The following is a 17,464-nucleotide window of genomic DNA, read 5'->3' on the forward strand; positions in this document are numbered from 1 at the left end:
TCCGCGGCGGCGGACACCCCCTTCGTCATCTCTACTTCAGGTCGAACTCGCCGTCCCGCGCGCCCAGCACGAACGCGTCCCACTCCGCCTTCGTGTACCGCAGCACCGTCTCGGTGTCCTTCGACGACCGCATCGCGACGCCCCCGCCCGGCAGATAGGCGATCTCGACCCGCTCCTCGTCCTCCCCGGTCCCGGGCGCGCCGAGCCACTCCACTCCGGAGATGTCGAGGGCGTAGAGCTCTTCCTTCTGACGTTCCTTGTCCGTTGCGTCGGCCATCGGCGCGGTCCCTCCCGGGGGTATTGCGAACGTAGCGTCCGTCAAGCCTACTGGCCGCGCCGCGCCAAGGTGGCCCGAAGACCGGCGCTCGGAACGCGTACAGAGACCCGGCCGCCCGGGTTGATCCTGACGGCCGGGTCTCCGCCCTACCGGTCCGCCAGCCAGCCCAGCTGTACCAGCGGTGCGCCGCGCTTGCGGGAGACGAAGGTGCCTCGTCCCGGGGGCATCGGGCGGGCCCGGACGTTGCCCAGGATGTCGCCCTCGCCGGGGTCGCCCGAGAGGATCACTCCCTGTGCGCCGAGCTCCTTCATCCGCTGCATGAACGGCTCGTACATCGCGCGGGACGCGCCCGCCGCGTTGCGCGCGACGATGAAGCGGATGCCGACGTCGCGGGCGAACGGCAGGTTCTCCACCAGGACGGCCAGCGGGTTGGCGGAGTTGGTCGCGACCAGTTCGTAGTCGTCGATGATCACGAAGAGCTGCGGGCCGTTCCACCAGCTGCGGTCGCGCAGCTGCTGCGGAGTGATGTCCGGCTTGGGTGCCCGCTTCGTCATCACCGTACCGATGGCGTCCATGTGCATCTGCATGGCCGACGCCATCGGCGCGTACTCCAGCAGGTGCGTGGCCGGTACGGCCTCCAGCATCGTGCGCCGGTAGTCGCCGACCACGATGCGGGCCTGCTCCGGGGTGTAGCGCTCGGCGATCTGCTTGGCGATGAGCCGCAGCAGCCCGGTCTTCCCGGACTCGCTCTCGCCGAAGACCATGAAGAACGGGTCGGTCTCGAAGTCGACGAACACCGGCTCCAGATTGGTCTCGTCGATACCGATCGCGATGCCGTGCTGCGGGAACTCGAACCCCTTGGGCAGCTGTTCGGAGGGCAGCCTGCGCGGCAGCAGCCGTACGGTCGGAGCCGCCGGACCCGCCCAGCTCTCCTTCACCGTCCTGACGAACGCCGCCGTGCCGTCGAAGAGATCCGCCGCGTCGCTCACCGAGTCGATCCGCGGCAGCGCGCCCATGAAGTGCAGCTTCTCGGGCACCTGGCCACGGCCCGGCACCCCGGTCGGGACATTCGCCGCGACCTTGCGGTCGAACTCGGAGTCCATGACGTCACCGAGCCGCAGTTCGAGCCGGCCGAGCATCTGGTCCTTGAGCGCCGCGCGTACCTCCATGTAGCGGGCGGCGGTCACGACGACATGAATGCCGTACCCGAGACCGCGCGCCGCGATGTCGGAGATGACGGGCTCCATCATGTCGTAGTCGTTCTTGAAGCCGCCCCAGCCGTCGATGATCAGGAAGACATCTCCCCATGCCTCGCCGGGCAGTTCACCGGCGGCGCGCTTGCGGCGGTACGTGCCGATCGAGTCGATGCCGTTCGCGCGGAAGAACTCCTCGCGCCGGTTGAGCACCCCCAGCACCTCCGCGACCGCGCGCCGCACCCGCTCCGGGTCGAGCCGGGACGCGACACCGCCGACATGCGGCAGGTCGGACAGCGAGGAGAGCCCGCCACCGCCGAAGTCCAGCGCGTAGAACTGCACTTCGTGCGGGGTGTGGGTGAGGGCGAACGACGAGATCAGGGTCCGCATCAGCGTCGACTTGCCGGACTGCGGACCACCCACGACGAGCATATGGCCGGCCGCGCCGGAGAAGTCCCGGTACAGCACCTCACGGCGCTGCTCGAAGGGCTTGTCGATCAGACCGAGCGGGACGGCGAGACCACCCGGACGGGTGTACTCGGTCGCGTTCAGCCCGCGCTCCGCGGTCACCGCGATACCCGGCAGCAGCTGGTCCAGCGTCGGCGCCTCGTCCAGCGGCGGCAGCCACACCTGATGCGCGGGCACCCCCTGCCCGTCGAGCCGGCGCACGATCACATCCAGCACGGTGTCCGCGAGCGCGTCGTCCTCCGAGGTGGTGGGCGAGAGCGCGGCCGTCAGGTCCGGCGCCGCGTACACCACGGGCACCGGCGTCGCGGTGAAGAGCGCGGGCCGCCGCTCGATGTGCAGCTGTCCCACCGAGAGATCCGGGCCGCCGGTGCGGTACGTACCGGAGACGTACGCCGCCTTGAAGCGGGTCATCTCGTCCGTGCCGAACTTGAGATAGCCGGAGCCGGGCACCGAGGGCAGGTGGTACGCGTCCGGCACGCCCAGCGCCGTACGCGACTCGGCCGCCGAGAAGGTACGCAGACCGATCCGGTACGAGAGGTACGTGTCGAGCCCGCGCAGCTTGCCCTCCTCCAGGCGCTGCGAAGCCAGCAGCAGATGCACACCCAGGGAGCGGCCGATCCGGCCGATCTGGATGAACATGTCGATGAAGTCGGGCTTGGCGGTGAGGAGTTCGGAGAACTCGTCGATGACCAGGACGAGCGAGGCGAGCGGCTCCAGCGCCGCGCCGGCCGCACGCGCCTTCTCGTAGTCGTGGATATTGGCGTAGTTGCCCGCCGAGCGCAGCAGCTCCTGGCGGCGCTGCAGCTCACCGCGGATCGCGTCACCCATGCGGTCGACCAGCGTCAGGTCGTCCGAGAGGTTGGTGATGACCGCCGCGACATGCGGCATCTGCGACATCCCGGCGAACGTCGCGCCGCCCTTGAAGTCCGCGAGGACGAAGTTCAGCGTCTCCGAGGAGTGCGTGACCGTGAGACCCAGCACCAGCGTCCGCAGCAGCTCCGACTTGCCGGAACCGGTCGCGCCGACACACAGCCCGTGCGGTCCCATGCCCTCCTGCGCGGCCTCCTTCAGGTCCAGCATCACCGGCTGGCCGTCCTCGCCGACACCGATCGGCACCCGCAGCCGCTCGGCCGTCGACCGCGGCCGCCAGGTCCGGGTGACGTCGACGGCCGCCGCGTCACCCAGATTGAGCAGATCCGTGAAGTCGAGGTTGGCGAGCAGCGGTTCGTCGTCGTCGCCCCCGCCCGTACGCAGCGGCGCCAGCTGCCGCGCGAGCGCCTCGGCGGCGGGCAGCGAGATCCCGTCGGGCACACCTTCGTACGCCAGGCCCGCACCGGACTCCAGCCGCAGCCGCCCCGGCCGCACCACCACGGACAGACCGCCCCGCGGCTCGTCCAGCTCGCCGGACACGACCTCGACGATCGTCACGCCCTGGACGCCCTCGGCCGCCGCGAACAGCGAGTCCGGCGGCACCATTCCGCCGTCGAGAACCACGACGACATGCGGCTGGTCCAGTACCGGCTGGCTGTCCCGGCCGAACCGCGGACGCCCGTCGAGCCTGCTGTGCAGCAGCGCCTCCAGCTCCCCGAGGTCATCGCCGAACAGCCGCTTCGTACCGGCCCCGTCGATCTGCCCCGCCACCTGCGTGTGCGGCAGCCACTTCGCCCAGTCCCAGCGCGCTACGGCGCCGGGCGCGGCCACCACCGCGACCAGCAGATCCTCGGGGGAGTGCAGCGTCACCAGCTGGGCGACCAGCGCACGCGCCGCGGACTGCGCGGACTCCGGCTCACCGGAGACCGTCACGTGATAGAAGGCGCGCATCGACACGGCCATCGGCAGCCCGTCCAACGAGCCGTGCACCGCGAGGAACTGCTGCATCGCACCGGCGCACAGCGGCTCCAGCTCATCGACCGGCGCCGTGTCGGGAGCGACCAGCGGGGTCGAGAGCTGCTGGGCGCCGAGCCCGATCCGTACCTGCCCGAAGTCCCCGTCGCCGACGCGCCGTTCCCACACCCGCGAACCCTCGGCCACCACGGACCAGAGCTGTTCGGGGGAGGGGTGCAGATACAGCTGCGCGTCGCGCTGCGCACGGGCCGTCCTGCGGACCGTACGACGCGTCTGCGCGAGGTACTTGAGATAGTCACGCCGGACATCGGCAATTTGCCCCTGCGTACCGCGGCGGAATCTGACGATCTGTGCGACGACCATCCCGACCGTCGAGACCAGCATCAGAACGCCCATGATCCGCATGAACGGAGGCGCTTGGGGCGAGAAGAAGAACACCACTGAAGAGCCCATGCCGAGGACCGGCAGGATCTGCATCAGCATGCCCTCCTGCTGACCACGTGGCAGCTCGGGCGGGGCTTCCAAGGTCATTGCATCCGCGGGCACTTCGGGTGGAAGGGACCGGGGCGGGCGTTTGACGACGATCTGGCTCACCGGCGCATCAATCCCTCAATACGGACGGGTAATTCCGTACCGGCGCCCCCGTGGCGACGGTCTCCCTCCGCGCGACGGTGATCCTACTTGCAGCCATGCCCCACCCGTCCCGGTAGGGTGGCGCGCGCATCGTGCGCAACCGCGAATCAGGGGGTCCAGACACGTGAGTACGACCGCAGCGACCGGCTTCTGCCGCGTCACTGTCGTGGCGCCGGACAGCAGGATCGATGTCGCACTTCCGGAGGACATCGCCGTCGCCGACGTCTACCCGGAGATTCTGCGGCTCACCGGCCAGACCCAGACGGCAGGCACTCCCACCGGATATCACCTCGTCAGGCGCGACGGCACCGTGCTCGACGGCGCCCGTACGCTCGCCGCCCAACAGGTCCTCGACGGTGAGGTGCTGAGCCTGCGCCCCTTCGCCGAGTCCCTGCCGCCCGCGGTCTTCGACGACGTCTCGGACGCCGTCGCCTCCGCGGTCCAGCGCGACCGGCATCTGTGGAGCGACGACCTGCTGCGCGGCGCCGGGCTCCTCGGCGGCGTCCTGCTGCTCGTCCTCATGGGCTTCGTCCTGTGGTTCGCCGACCCGGTCCGCCACGACATGCACAGCCTGCCCGGCATCATCGCGGGCGCGGCCGGACTGCTGCTGACGGCCTTCGCGGGCGTCCGGGCCCGGGTGTACGGGGACCGTGCCACCGCCGTCGCCCTCGGACTCGGCGCACTCCCGCTGCTGCTGATCGGCGGCTCCGGCATCATCGGCGCCGACGCCGGCCAGGGCCCCGGCCGGCTCCAGTTCCTGCTCGGCTGCGTCACGGTCCTGATCGCGTCCGTCGCCCTCGTCGCCCTCACCCCGAGCGGTGACGCCCCGTTCGTCGCGGCCACCTTCCTGGCCACCGCCGGCACCCTCGCCACGTTCGTGGCGATCCTCACCGGGGCATCGGCCACCGACACGGCCGCGGTCTGCGCCCCGGTCGCCATCGGGATCGTCGCCTTCCTGCCCGGCCTCTCGGCCCGCTTCGCCCGGCTGCCCATCGGCTACGCCGCCCCGCGCAGCGCCGCCGACGACTTCGACGCCGACCCGAACACCACCCCCGAGGCCGAGCCCGTCGACGCCGAGCGCATCGCCGCCCAGGCCCGCCGCGGCCACGAGATGCTGCTCGGCCTGGTCGGCGGCTGCGCCGCGGTCGTCGTCGGCTCCGCCGCCGTACTCGGCTTCTCGCACACCATCTGGGGCCAGTTCCTCGCCCTCGCAGCGGGACTCGCGATGCTGCTGCGCGCCCGTCTCTTCCGCTACACCTCGCAGGTCGCCTGCGTGCTGGTCGCGGGCATCTCCGCCATCGCGCTGCTGGTCCTCGGCCTCTCCCTGAACCCGCCCGCCGACCCCGTCAGGGAACTCCTGATGTACGGCGACCGCGGCCCCCTCGACATCCGTACGATCTGGCTCACCGCGAGCGTCGCGGCGGGCGCCGCCCTGATCACCGCGATCGGCCTGATCATCCCGCGCAAGGGCCTCTCGCCCTTCTGGGGCCGGCTCCTCGATCTCGCCGAGGGCGCGCTGCTGCTCTCGTTGGTGCCGCTCTGCCTCGCCGTACTCGACGTCTTCAGCGCGGCCCGCGCCCTCACGAGTTAGCGCGTGTCCGGTCGGCCGGGCCCGCGGCAGAGCGTGTCCGGCCGACCGCGCCCGCGGCAGCCCCGAAGGGGCGGTCGGGGCCGCGGTCAGCCCGGTACCCGCAGGCTGGTACCCTGGGCGACGGCCGTTTGTGTACGTGATCCCGGAGCCACCGGCTCCGCGGTCAGCGCCCAGCGGATCCCGCCTCCCGAGTAACGGAAGCTCCCCAGAGTATTCGACCTGGGGCACTCGGTGGCCAAGAAGACTCACGAGGAGTACGCGTGTCGCTCGACGCCGTTACGAAGAAGCAGATCATGACCGAGTTCGGCACCAAGGAAGGTGACACCGGCTCCCCCGAGGTCCAGGTCGCCATGCTGTCGCGCCGGATCTCGGACCTCACCGAGCACCTCAAGACCCACAAGCACGACCACCACTCCCGTCGTGGTCTGCTGATCCTGGTCGGTCAGCGCCGCCGGCTGCTGCAGTACCTGGCCAAGAAGGACATCCAGCGCTTCCGTGCGCTCGTCGACCGCCTCGGCATCCGCCGCGGTGCGGCCGGCGGCGCCAAGTAACACACCGTGAAGGGAGCGGTTCCCACTTCCAGGGGACCGCTCCTTTCGCGTATGTACGGGGCGCGCGCACGGAGCGCGCTGACCACCCCCGTACGGGGCAGACCGAGCGCCCCGCCCAGGAAGGCCGGAATGTCATCCTGAGGCGAAGCTCAGTAATCTGGACACACGAGCACAACTGAAGAGGAGGAGCGTCCTCCGCCGCCGCCGGTCCTCGGTAGTGGCTCCCGGAATGGCGCGGCCCATGCCGCCGCCCCGGGTGCTTCGATCGAAGACCGGCCCGCACCCAGGAAACGCTTCTCCGCCACCGTCCCCTGCCACACGGGCACCGGACGAAGACGAGGAGAAATCACTAGTGGAGAACGAGACCCACTACGCCGAAGCCGTTATCGACAACGGAACCTTCGGCACCCGCACCATCCGCTTCGAGACGGGCCGACTGGCCCGTCAGGCCGCCGGCTCCGCCGTGGCCTACCTGGACGACGACACCATGGTGCTGTCGGCCACCACCGCTTCCAAGAAGCCCAAGGACCAGCTCGACTTCTTCCCCCTCACGGTGGACGTCGAGGAGCGGATGTACGCCGCCGGCAAGATCCCCGGCTCCTTCTTCCGCCGCGAGGGCCGGCCCTCCGAGGACGCGATCCTCACCTGCCGCCTGATCGACCGCCCGCTGCGCCCCTCCTTCAAGAAGGGCCTGCGCAACGAGATCCAGATCGTTGAGACGATCATGGCGCTCAACCCCGACCACCTGTACGACGTGGTCGCGATCAACGCCGCCTCCTGCTCCACGCAGCTGGCCGGCCTGCCCTTCTCCGGCCCGATCGGCGGCACCCGTGTCGCCCTGATCAAGGGCCAGTGGGTCGGCTTCCCGACGCACACCGAGCTCGAGGACGCCGTCTTCGACATGGTCGTCGCGGGTCGTGTCCTGGACGACGGCGATGTCGCGATCATGATGGTCGAGGCCGAGGCCACCGAGAAGACCGTCCAGCTCGTCAAGGACGGCGCCGAGGCTCCCACCGAGGAGGTCGTCGCCGCCGGTCTGGAAGCCGCGAAGCCCTTCATCAAGGCGCTCTGCAAGGCTCAGTCGGACCTCGCCGCCAAGGCCGCGAAGCCGACCGGCGAGTTCCCGGTCTTCCTCGACTACCAGGACGACGTCCTGGAGGCGCTGACCGCCGCCGTCAAGAGCGAGCTCTCGCAGGCGCTGACCATCGCCGGCAAGCAGGACCGCGAGGCCGAGCTCGACCGCGTCAAGGAGCTCGCCGCCGAGAAGCTGCTCCCGCAGTTCGAGGGCCGCGAGAAGGAAATCTCCGGTGCCTACCGCGCGCTGACCAAGTCCCTGGTCCGCGAGCGCGTCATCAAGGACAAGGTCCGGATCGACGGCCGTGGCGTCACGGACATCCGTACGCTCGCCGCCGAGGTCGAGGCCATCCCGCGCGTGCACGGCTCCGCCCTGTTCGAGCGTGGCGAGACCCAGATCCTGGGCGTCACCACCCTCAACATGCTCCGCATGGAGCAGCAGCTGGACACCCTTTCCCCGGTGACCCGCAAGCGCTACATGCACAACTACAACTTCCCGCCGTACTCCGTCGGTGAGACCGGCCGCGTCGGTTCGCCGAAGCGCCGCGAGATCGGCCACGGTGCGCTCGCCGAGCGCGCCATCGTGCCGGTGCTGCCGACGCGCGAGGAGTTCCCGTACGCGATCCGCCAGGTCTCCGAGGCGCTGGGCTCCAACGGCTCGACGTCCATGGGCTCGGTCTGCGCCTCCACCATGTCGCTGCTGAACGCCGGTGTGCCGCTCAAGGCCCCCGTCGCCGGTATCGCCATGGGCCTGATCTCGCAGGAGATCGACGGCAAGACGCACTACGTCGCCCTCACCGACATCCTCGGTGCGGAGGACGCCTACGGCGACATGGACTTCAAGGTCGCCGGTACGAAGACCTTCGTCACCGCGCTCCAGCTCGACACCAAGCTCGACGGCATCCCCGCCTCGGTCCTGGCCGCCGCGCTGAAGCAGGCCCGCGACGCCCGCCTCCACATCCTCGATGTGATGAACGAGGCCATCGACGTCCCGGACGAGATGTCCCCGAACGCCCCGCGGATCATCACCGTCAAGATCCCGGTGGACAAGATCGGTGAGGTCATCGGCCCCAAGGGCAAGATGATCAACCAGATCCAGGAGGACACCGGCGCCGACATCACGATCGAGGACGACGGCACCATCTACATCGGTGCCGCCGCGGGTTCGCAGGCCGAGGCCGCGCGCGCCACGATCAACGCGATTGCCAACCCGACCATGCCGGAGGTCGGCGAGCGCTACCTGGGAACGGTCGTCAAGACGACCACCTTCGGTGCGTTCGTCTCGCTGATGCCGGGCAAGGACGGACTGCTGCACATCTCGCAGATCCGCAAGCTCGCCGGTGGCAAGCGCGTGGAGAACGTCGAGGACGTGCTCGGCGTCGGCCAGAAGGTCCAGGTGGAGATCGCCGAGATCGACCAGCGCGGCAAGCTCTCCCTCATCCCCGTCATGGAGGATGAAGAGACCGAGGAGAAGAAGGACGACGCAACCTCGTGACGCGTAGTTCCAGGACGACGGCCCGCCCCTCCTCGGAGGCGCGGGCCGTCGCCCGTACCCAAACACTGCTCAAGGGCGAGAACGGCATCGGCACGGTCCGCCGTACGACGCTCCCCGGCGGCCTGCGCGTCGTCACCGAAACCCTGCCGTCGGTACGCTCCGCGACCTTCGGCATCTGGGTCCAGGTCGGCTCCCGCGACGAGACGCCCGCCCTCAACGGCGCCACCCACTATCTGGAGCACCTCCTCTTCAAGGGCACGCACAAGCGCAGCGCCCTCGACATCTCCTCCGCCATCGACGCGGTCGGCGGCGAGATGAACGCCTTCACGGCGAAGGAGTACACCTGCTACTACGCGCGGGTGCTCGACACCGATCTGCCGCTGGCCATCGATGTCGTCTGCGACATGCTGACCGGCTCGCTCATCGAGGCCGCGGACGTCGACGCCGAACGCGGTGTCGTCCTCGAAGAGATCGCCATGACCGAGGACGACCCGGGCGACTGTGTGCACGACCTGTTCGCGCAGACCATGCTCGGCGACAGCCCCCTCGGACGGCCGGTCCTCGGCACCGTCGACACCGTCAACGCCCTGGACCGCGATCGGATCGCCCGCTTCTACAAGAAGCACTACGACCCGACGCATCTCGTCGTCGCCGCGGCGGGCAATGTCGATCACGCCACGGTGGTACGCCAGGTCCGCCGCGCCTTCGAGAAGGCCGGCGCCCTGTCCCGTACGGACGCCATCCCCGTCGCCCCCCGCGAAGGCCACCGCTCCCTGCGCACCGCAGGCCGCGTCGACCTGCTCAACCGCAAGACCGAGCAGGCCCATGTCGTTCTCGGCATGCCGGGCCTGGCCCGTACCGACGAGCGCCGCTGGGCGCTCGGCGTGCTCAACACCGCGCTCGGCGGCGGCATGAGCTCGCGGCTCTTCCAGGAGGTACGGGAGAAGCGCGGCCTCGCCTACAGCGTCTACTCGTACACCTCGGGCTTCGCCGACTGCGGCCTCTTCGGGGTCTACGCCGGCTGCCGTCCCAGCCAGGTCCACGACGTCCTGAAGATCTGCCGCGACGAACTCGACCGCGCGGCGGCCGAGGGACTCACGGACGAGGAGATCGGCCGCGCCATCGGCCAGCTCTCCGGCTCCACCGTCCTCGGTCTGGAGGACACCGGCGCGCTGATGAACCGGATCGGCAAGAGCGAGCTGTGCTGGGGCACCCAGATGTCCGTCGACGAGATGCTGGGGCGGATATCCGCGGTCACCCCCGACGACGTACGCGCGGTGGCCCGGGATGTACTGGGACAGCGGCCCTCGCTGTCCGTCATCGGGCCGCTCAAGGACAAGCAGGCGGCCCGTCTCGACGAAGCGGTCTCCCGCTGACCGGGCCGTACCCCCGACGCTGAAGGAAACAGAGCAATGAGCAAGCTGCGCGTGGCCGTTCTGGGAGCCGGGGGCCGCATCGGCTCCGAGGCCGTACGGGCCGTCGAGGCCGCGGAGGATCTGGAGCTGGTCGCGGCCCTCGGCCGGGGCGACAAGCTGGAGACCCTCGTGGAGACCGGCGCCCAGGTCGTGGTGGAACTGACCACCCCGGCCTCGGTGATGGGCAACCTCGACTTCTGTGTACGTCACGGCATCCACGCGGTCGTCGGCACCACCGGCTGGACCGACGAACGGCTCGCGCAGCTCAACACCTCGCTGGCCGCCTCTCCGGAGACGGGTGTGCTGATCGCGCCGAACTTCTCCATCGGCGCGGTCCTCACCATGAAGTTCTCCCAGACGGCGGCCCGCTACTTCGAGTCGGTCGAGATCATCGAGCTGCACCACCCGAACAAGGCCGACGCGCCCTCCGGCACGGCCCACCGCACCGCCCAGCTGATCGCCGCCGCGCGCGAGGAAGCGGGCAGCCCTCCGCAGCCCGACGCCACGGTCACCGCGCTGGACGGCGCGCGCGGCGCGGACGTCGACGGGGTGCGGGTGCACTCCGTACGGCTCCGGGGGCTCCTCGCCCATCAGGAGGTCATCCTCGGCGGCGAGGGCGAGACCCTCACCGTCCGCCATGACTCACTGCACCACAGCAGCTTCATGCCGGGCATCCTGCTCGGCGTACGCCGCGTGGGCTCCGCCCCCGGGCTCACCTTCGGCCTCGAACACTTCCTCGACCTGAGCTGACACCCATGCGTGCGAAGATCACCTACTGCGTCACGGCCGCCGTCCTGGTCGTCTACTTCGTCCTGGTCGGCAGCCGCGGCGTGCTGCTGATCCAGCAGGGCACCCTGCTCACCGTCACCTTCGGGGTCGCGGTGCTGATCCTGCCGGTCATCGGCATCTGGTTCCTCTGGAAGAACACCCAGTTCGTCAGCCGCGCCAACCGGCTCGCGGCGGAGCTGGACGCCGAGGGCGGTCTGCCGCTCGACGAGTTGGTCCGTACCCCCGGCGGCCGCATCGACCGGGACTCGGCGGACGCCGTCTTCGCCGAGCGCCGTGCGCAGACGGAGGACTCACCCGACGACTGGCGCTGCTGGTTCCGGCTCGCGGTCGCCTACCACGACGCCAGGGACACCCCGCGCGCCCGCAAGGCCATGCAGCGCGCCATCGCGCTCCACGACGGCAGGCCGGTACGGGCCTGAGCCCGCACAGACGAACGGGGCCCGGCCTCTGAGGGCCGGACCCCGTTCGCACCGCTGTAGGCGTCAGACCAGGCGGTATTCGTCGCCCCAGGCCTCGACCGTGTCGGCTGCCCGGTCGAAGGCCTCGCCACGCGACAGGAAGTCCGCGTTGTGGTCGGTGAGCAGCGGCAGCGGCTCACCCCGGCGGCGTACGAGCAGGAGCGCCTGCCCCTGTACGGTGCGCGGCAGCCCGAGCCACCGCACCGGCTGCTGGACCGTGCGGACGGCCGTGGCCTGGTCCCACGGCACGGTGGTGGTCCTGAGCAGACCCACCCGCCGGACTCCGTGCCGGCTCACCCAGGCCCCGGCGCGGAGCAGCCGGAGCGCGGCGGCGATGGCCAGCGCCGCGAGACCCAGGCACAGCGCGGCGCCCGGCAGCGCGCCCGTGGCGGCGGTGATCGTTCCGGCGAGCAGTATGAACGAGGCGAGCAGCAGAAGCAGGGCGGCCGATGCCACGCGCCAAGGGCCTGGGCGGTACGGACGCCGCCAATGATCATGATCGTCGAACGGCAGCGCGACGTCGTCGTCCGTCGCGTCAAAAGCACGGTCGGCCGTCAGGAAGGGCAGGGGCACGACTGATCCTCACTCACAAGCACGCTCGATTGCTGTGCCCGGTGAGGCTATCGAGCGTGCCCCTGCCCGGACCACCCCAGGGGGGCCGGACGAGTCAGCGGCGCTGCGAGGCCTCGGACTGCTGAGCGTGACCGGATGCCTGACCCGGCTCCAGCGACGGCAGCCCGAAGAGCAGTGAGCCCGCGAACCCGGCCACGAGCGTCAGCCCGATCAGCGTACGGCTGACGAGCTGCGACCTGTCGGCCCGGGGTTTGGGGGGTGGAGTGACGTTACTGCGGAAGCGGTCGGCCTCGGCGACGAATGCGAACGGGACGGCCTCACGCCGGCGGAACATGGGGGAACTCTCCTTGCGGTCTGGTGACGGGACGCTGCTGGTGTGTCAGCCGCTGCTCGGCTGCTACTCAGTGAGACGAACGACAGCGTCATTCGGTGCCGGAATTCCCCGAATTGACCAAGGAACACCGGGAGCGGCGGCCCTGTCCGTCGCTGTCAGTGCCGAGCCGTAGAGTGGGCGCCGCCCGAGCGATGCGACTGGAAGGACCCCGCCGGTGAGCGACACCCCCGCCGAGACCAAGCCGAGCTTCCGCAGCGATGTCACCGTCGAGCTGGTGAAGCACGCCGCCGGTGACTCCGATGTGCTGTGGGCCGCGCGCGTCTCCACCGCAGGTGAGCAATCACTGGAAGAGCTCTCGAAGGACCCCGAGCGCTCCAAGGGGCTTATCAATTTCCTGATGCGGGACCGCCACGGCAGCCCCTTCGAGCACAACTCGATGACCTTCTTCATCAGCGCCCCGATCTTCGTCTTCCGCGAGTTCATGCGGCACCGCGTGGGCTGGTGCGTCGCGGGTGACACCGAGATCACGCTGCAGAGCGAAGCCGGCGACCTCCACGGCCGGACCATCGCGGATCTGTACCGGCTCAGGCACCTCGGTCCGGCCACCCGCCTCCGGGAGCCGGAGTCCGTGGACGGCGGTCACGTCCGGTGCTACGACGAGGACACACTGACGGCTCAGCGGGCACCCATCGTCGATGTCATCGAGTCGGGCGTGAAGCCGCTCGTCAGGATCACCACGGCTGAGGGCAGGACGCTCAGGTCCACGGTGGACCACGCGGTGCTGACCCCGGACGGCTGGCGCAAGGCCGGTGAGCTGGCCGTGGGGGACGCGGTCATGGCGGCCGCCACCGCCCCGCACCCCGCGCAGGCGCCCGCTGTGCCCGGCCTGAGCCGAGGGGACGACGCGTCCGTGGCCCGCCCGGACAGCATCGTCTCCGTCGTCGACGACGGCGAGGAGATGACCTACGACCTGTCCGTCGAGGGCCCCTGGCACAACTTCCTGGCCAACGGCATCGTTGTGCACAACTCGTACAACGAGGAGTCCGGCCGTTACCGCGAGCTGCTGCCGGTTTTCTATGTCCCCGGCGAGGAGCGCAAGCTGGTCCAGCAGGGGCGCCCCGGGAAGTACGAGTTCGTCTCCGGCAGCGCGGCCCAGCAGGAGATCACGCAGCGCGCCATGGAGGATTCCTACATCCAGGCGTACGAGGCGTACCAGCAGATGCTGGCGGCGGGCGTGGCCCGCGAGGTGGCCCGCGCGGTCCTCCCGGTCGGCCTCTTCTCGTCGATGTACGCGACCTGCAACGCGCGCTCGCTGATGCACTTCCTCGGTCTGCGCACGCAGCACGAACAGGCGAAGGTTCCGTCCTTCCCGCAGCGGGAGATCGAGATGGTCGGAGAGCGGATGGAGGAGCACTGGGCGAAGCTCATGCCGCTCACCCATGCGGCCTTCAACACCAACGGCCGGGTCGCCCCATAGAGCACAGGTGTACGGTCGGCCGAGCGAAGTGTCCGGATTGCGGCGTTTCGAGAAGTTCATCTAGGCTGATCAAACGGACCCGGCACTGCTTGAACCCCCGAGCAGGCAGTGCCGGGCTCCTCTTGTCCCGTCCCCCAAGGGGACACGGCGAGCTGAGCAGCGAGTAGCGTGTTACCCATGGCTCCGATCTCCACTCCGCAGACCCCCTTCGGGCGGGTCCTCACCGCGATGGTCACGCCCTTCACGGCGGACGGCACTCTCGACCTCGACGGTGCCCAGCGGCTCGCCGTTCATCTGGTGGACGCAGGCAACGACGGCCTGATCCTGAACGGCACCACCGGTGAGTCCCCGACCACCAGCGACGCGGAGAAAGACCAGCTCGTACGGGCCGTCCTGGAGGCCGTCGGAGACCGGGCCCATATCGTCGCCGGCGTCGGTACCAACGACACCCGCCACAGCCTGGAGCTGGCCCGCGCGGCCGAGCGCGCCGGAGCACACGGCCTGCTCGCGGTGACCCCGTACTACAACAAGCCGCCGCAGGAAGGTCTCTTCCAGCACTTCTCCGCCATCGCCGACGCGACCGGCCTGCCGGTGATGCTGTACGACATCCCCGGCCGCAGCGGTGTCCCCATCGACACCGAGACGATCGTCCGTCTCGCACAGCACCCGCGCATCGTCGCCAACAAGGACGCCAAGGGCGATCTCGGCCGCGCCAGCTGGGCCATCGCCCGCTCCGGCCTCGCCTGGTACTCCGGCGACGACATGCTCAACCTTCCGCTGCTCTCGGTCGGCGCGGTCGGTTTCGTCTCCGTCGTCGGCCATGTGGTCACCCCCGAGCTGCGTGAGCTCCTCGACGCCCACCTCACGGGCGACGTCCACAAGGCCACCGAGATCCACCAGAAGCTGCTCCCGGTCTTCACCGGCATGTTCCGCACCCAGGGCGTCATCACCACCAAGGCCGCGCTCACCCTGCGGAAGCTGCCGGCCGGACCGCTGCGCCTGCCACTCGTCGAGCTGTCGGCACATGAAACCGCCCAGCTCAAGATCGATCTCGCGGCCGGCGGGGTACAGCTCTAACAACGGACTTCACAACTGAATACGCGAAGACAGCACACCACCGAGAAATCGGTCCACACAGACAACAGCAAGTGCACCAATGTCATGCGCGCCACGTGCCTCAGCGGCACGTGGCGTGCGTGGTGAGGAGAGTCTTTTGAGTCATCCGCATCCTGAACTCGGCGCCCCGCCGAAGCTGGCCAAGAACGGCCTGCGCGTCACCCCGCTCGGCGGTCTGGGCGAGATCGGCCGCAATATGACGGTCTTCGAGTACAACGGCCGTCTGCTCATCGTCGACTGCGGCGTCCTCTTCCCGGAGGAGGAGCAGCCCGGCATCGACCTGATCCTGCCGGACTTCACCACCATCAGGGACCGCGTCGACGACATCGACGGCGTCGTGCTCACGCACGGCCACGAGGACCACATCGGCGGCGTCCCGTATCTGCTCAGGCTGAAGCCCGACATCCCGCTGATCGGCTCCAAGCTGACCCTCGCGCTGATCGAGGCGAAGCTCCAGGAGCACCGCATCCGCCCGTACACCCTTGAGGTCACCGAAGGGCACCGCGAGCGCATCGGCCCGTTCGACTGCGAATTCGTCGCGGTCAACCACTCCATCCCGGACGCCCTGGCCGTCGCCATCCGCACGCCCGCGGGCATGGTGGTCCACACCGGCGACTTCAAGATGGACCAGCTTCCGCTGGACCGCAGGCTGACCGACCTGCCGGCCTTCGCCAGGCTCGGTGAAGAAGGCATCGACCTGCTGCTCTCGGACTCCACCAATGCCGAGGTCCCGGGGTTCGTCCCGCCCGAGCGGGACATCTCGAATGTCCTGCGGCAGGTCTTCGGGAGCGCCCAGAAGCGCATCATCGTGGCCAGCTTCGCCAGCCACGTCCACCGCATCCAGCAGATCCTCGACGCCGCCCACGAATACGGCCGCAGAGTCGCCTTCGTCGGCCGCTCGATGGTCCGCAACATGGGCATCGCCCGCGACCTGGGCTATCTCAGGGTTCCGGCAGGCCTGGTCGTCGACGTCAAGACACTCGACGACCTTCCTGACCACGAGGTCGTCCTCGTCTGCACCGGCTCCCAGGGCGAGCCGATGGCCGCGCTCTCGCGCATGGCCAACCGCGATCACCAGATCCGGATCGTCCAGGGCGACACGGTGATCCTGGCGTCGTCCCTGATCCCGGGCAACGAGAACTCGGTCTACCGCGTGATTAACGGCCTGACCAGGTGGGGCGCGAACGTCATCCACAAGGGCAACGCCAAGGTCCATGTCTCGGGCCACGCCTCGGCCGGCGAGCTGCTGTACTTCTACAACATCTGCAAGCCCAAGAACCTGATGCCGGTCCACGGCGAATGGCGCCATCTGCGCGCCAACGCCGAGCTGGGCGCGCTGACGGGGGTGCCGAAGGACCACATCGTCATCGCCGAGGACGGAGTGGTCGTCGACCTTGTCGACGGCAAGGCCAGGATCGTGGGCAAGGTCCAGGCCGGTTATGTCTATGTCGACGGACTCTCGGTCGGCGATGTCACCGAGACCCATCTCAAGGACCGCCGCATCCTCGGTGACGAGGGCATCATCTCGGTCTTCGTGGTGGTCGACTCCACCACCGGCAAGGTCGTCGGCGGCCCGCACTTCCAGGCCCGCGGCTCCGGCATCGAGGACGCGGCGTTCTCCGCCGTGCTGCCCAAGGTCGAAGAGGCCATCGCCAAGTCGGCCGCGGACGGCGTCGCCGAACCGCACCAGCTCCAGCAGCTCGTGCGCCGCACGGTGGGCAAGTGGGTCTCGGACACGTACCGCCGGCGCCCGATGATCCTCCCTGTCGTCGTCGAGGTATGACGCCGGCAACTGCCGCCTGACGGCTGCCGCTTGACCCCGTACCCGGAGCGGGGGGCCTCGATTTGCGTCGACGCCCCCCGCTCCAGTACGTTTACGGCTCCACCTGAACGGGAACCCGGGTAAATCACTTGCCTGGAGCCCTCCCGGACGGGGGGAATCCGACTCGGATAACGTCTGATAAAGTCGGAGCAGCCGAAAGGCAAAAGGCCACTCCAAAGGCCACCGGAATTCAAGAGGCAAGAACAGCCAAATGAATCTGGTAAGGTTGGAAACACGAAGTACAGAACAAAATGAAGTACCGAAGGGAAGCCCGGAGGAAAGCCCGAGAGGGTGAGTACAAAGGAAGCGTCCGTTCCTTGAGAACTCAACAGCGTGCCAAAAGTCAACGCCAG

General features: G+C 69.3%; 13 protein-coding genes and 1 pseudogene. 10 read left to right on the forward strand and 4 right to left on the reverse strand.

Translation table 11 applies throughout. The features are described from left to right. Nucleotides 1-31: 31 nt before the first annotated feature. Both ACZ6MZ_RS07505 and eccCa read right to left on the reverse strand, forming a co-directional pair. A complete protein-coding gene (locus ACZ6MZ_RS07505; RefSeq protein WP_384192039.1) occupies nt 32-277 on the reverse strand; it encodes a DUF397 domain-containing protein in 246 nt (81 codons plus the stop codon). Between the two features lie 146 nt (nt 278-423). Further along, nucleotides 424-4,377, reverse strand: coding sequence for a type VII secretion protein EccCa (eccCa, locus tag ACZ6MZ_RS07510; RefSeq protein WP_469350361.1), 3,954 nt, complete (start codon nt 4,375-4,377; stop codon nt 424-426). A gap of 163 nt (nt 4,378-4,540) precedes the next feature. Here eccCa and eccD point away from each other — a divergent pair, with 163 nt between their 5' ends. The 6 genes from eccD to ACZ6MZ_RS07540 all read left to right on the forward strand — a co-directional run bounded on the left by eccD (nt 4,541) and on the right by ACZ6MZ_RS07540 (nt 11,750). Beyond that, nucleotides 4,541-6,007 (forward strand): type VII secretion integral membrane protein EccD, encoded by a 1,467-nt coding sequence (eccD, locus tag ACZ6MZ_RS07515; RefSeq protein ID WP_384337007.1) that lies wholly within the window; start codon nt 4,541-4,543, stop codon nt 6,005-6,007. Nucleotides 6,008-6,267: 260 nt separating this feature from the next. Continuing rightward, a complete protein-coding gene (gene rpsO / locus ACZ6MZ_RS07520; RefSeq protein ID WP_389792151.1) occupies nt 6,268-6,558 on the forward strand; it encodes a 30S ribosomal protein S15 in 291 nt (96 codons plus the stop codon). A gap of 352 nt (nt 6,559-6,910) precedes the next feature. Next, a complete protein-coding gene (locus ACZ6MZ_RS07525) occupies nt 6,911-9,127 on the forward strand; it encodes a polyribonucleotide nucleotidyltransferase (RefSeq protein WP_384192030.1) in 2,217 nt (738 codons plus the stop codon). Next, nucleotides 9,124-10,503 carry a M16 family metallopeptidase gene (locus ACZ6MZ_RS07530; protein WP_469350363.1) on the forward strand — a complete coding sequence of 460 codons (1,380 nt, stop codon included), beginning with the start codon at nt 9,124-9,126 and terminating at the stop codon, nt 10,501-10,503. Before ACZ6MZ_RS07525 ends, ACZ6MZ_RS07530 begins: the two co-directional genes overlap by 4 nt. Nucleotides 10,504-10,539: 36 nt before the next feature. After that, nucleotides 10,540-11,292, forward strand: coding sequence for a 4-hydroxy-tetrahydrodipicolinate reductase (dapB, locus tag ACZ6MZ_RS07535; RefSeq protein WP_384192024.1), 753 nt, complete (start codon nt 10,540-10,542; stop codon nt 11,290-11,292). Between the two features lie 5 nt (nt 11,293-11,297). Then, nucleotides 11,298-11,750 (forward strand): hypothetical protein, encoded by a 453-nt coding sequence (locus ACZ6MZ_RS07540; protein WP_469350364.1) that lies wholly within the window; start codon nt 11,298-11,300, stop codon nt 11,748-11,750. 63 nt (nt 11,751-11,813) lie between these two features. Here the strand turns inward: ACZ6MZ_RS07540 and ACZ6MZ_RS07545 are convergent, their stop codons facing one another. Beyond that, nucleotides 11,814-12,362, reverse strand: a complete 549-nt coding sequence (locus tag ACZ6MZ_RS07545; RefSeq protein WP_384192018.1) for a hypothetical protein — start codon at nt 12,360-12,362, stop codon at nt 11,814-11,816. Nucleotides 12,363-12,456: 94 nt separating this feature from the next. Beyond that, nucleotides 12,457-12,696, reverse strand: a complete 240-nt coding sequence (locus tag ACZ6MZ_RS07550) for a hypothetical protein (protein ID WP_384192017.1) — start codon at nt 12,694-12,696, stop codon at nt 12,457-12,459. Between the two features lie 214 nt (nt 12,697-12,910). Between ACZ6MZ_RS07550 and ACZ6MZ_RS07555 the strand changes: the two are divergent. From ACZ6MZ_RS07555 to ACZ6MZ_RS07570, 4 genes and pseudogenes are all read left to right on the forward strand, one after another. Beyond that, nucleotides 12,911-13,198, forward strand: a pseudogene (locus ACZ6MZ_RS07555) (FAD-dependent thymidylate synthase); the annotation flags it as partial. Continuing rightward, nucleotides 13,178-14,173, forward strand: a complete 996-nt coding sequence (thyX, locus tag ACZ6MZ_RS07560; protein ID WP_469350410.1) for an FAD-dependent thymidylate synthase — start codon at nt 13,178-13,180, stop codon at nt 14,171-14,173. The pseudogene ACZ6MZ_RS07555 and the gene thyX, both read left to right, overlap by 21 nt. 177 nt (nt 14,174-14,350) lie before the next feature. Continuing rightward, a complete protein-coding gene (gene dapA / locus ACZ6MZ_RS07565) occupies nt 14,351-15,250 on the forward strand; it encodes a 4-hydroxy-tetrahydrodipicolinate synthase (RefSeq protein ID WP_386878325.1) in 900 nt (299 codons plus the stop codon). A gap of 136 nt (nt 15,251-15,386) precedes the next feature. Beyond that, nucleotides 15,387-17,072: a ribonuclease J gene (locus ACZ6MZ_RS07570; RefSeq protein WP_384192008.1), complete on the forward strand. Its 1,686-nt coding sequence runs from the start codon at nt 15,387-15,389 to the stop codon at nt 17,070-17,072. Nucleotides 17,073-17,464 lie beyond the last annotated feature (392 nt).

Source organism: Streptomyces sp. NPDC042201 (genome assembly GCF_055582185.1).

Coding starts and splice junctions, on each gene's coding strand:
- ACZ6MZ_RS07505 (WP_384192039.1), bottom strand. CDS start 277: ATGGCCGACGCAACGGACAAGGAACGTCAGAAGGAAGAGCTCTACGCC.
- dapB (WP_384192024.1), top strand. CDS start 10,540: ATGAGCAAGCTGCGCGTGGCCGTTCTGGGAGCCGGGGGCCGCATCGGC.
- ACZ6MZ_RS07540 (WP_469350364.1), top strand. CDS start 11,298: ATGCGTGCGAAGATCACCTACTGCGTCACGGCCGCCGTCCTGGTCGTC.
- ACZ6MZ_RS07550 (WP_384192017.1), bottom strand. CDS start 12,696: ATGTTCCGCCGGCGTGAGGCCGTCCCGTTCGCATTCGTCGCCGAGGCC.
- thyX (WP_469350410.1), top strand. CDS start 13,178: ATGCGGCACCGCGTGGGCTGGTGCGTCGCGGGTGACACCGAGATCACG.
- dapA (WP_386878325.1), top strand. CDS start 14,351: ATGGCTCCGATCTCCACTCCGCAGACCCCCTTCGGGCGGGTCCTCACC.